The organism is Streptomyces caelestis (assembly GCF_001279005.1).
In the GTDB taxonomy this organism is placed as follows: domain Bacteria; phylum Actinomycetota; class Actinomycetes; order Streptomycetales; family Streptomycetaceae; genus Streptomyces; species Streptomyces heliomycini.
Map to the genome: position 1 here is coordinate 1 of NZ_LGCN01000080.1, position 421 is coordinate 421.

Sequence of the window (421 nt, forward strand, 5' to 3'; positions counted from 1 at the left end):
CTCTATCGGGTCCTATCCCCGTGTCCGCGTCCAGGACGACGGCCGCCAGGTCGTCTCCCAGGCCGGTTCGGTCCTGCTGGTCGAAACGGTCCGCAAGACCGGTCTTGACCAGGCCATATCCCAGGCTCTGGCGCCATGGCGCAAACGCCGGGCCGTTCATGATCCCGGCAAGATCCTCCTGGATCTCGCTTTGGCGGTCGCGCTGGGCGGGGACTGCCTCGCGGACGTTGCGATGCTGCGGGCCGAGTCGGCCGTCTTCGGTCCGGTCGCCTCCGACCCGACCGTCTCCCGCCTGATCGACACCCTCGCCGCCTCCGGCGGGAAGGCCCTGCGGGCGATCCGGTCCGCACGGTCCGAAGTCCGTCACCGTGTCTGGTCGTTGGCCGGTGAGAACGCCCCGGACACCGACGGTCAGGTCACC

Annotated in this window: 1 protein-coding gene; it reads left to right on the forward strand. The window is 69.8% G+C overall.

Going from position 1 to position 421, the window contains the following annotated elements:
- The coding region (locus tag ADK41_RS08210) for a transposase (RefSeq protein ID WP_234319222.1) at positions 1–421 on the forward strand (421 nt) is incomplete at both ends.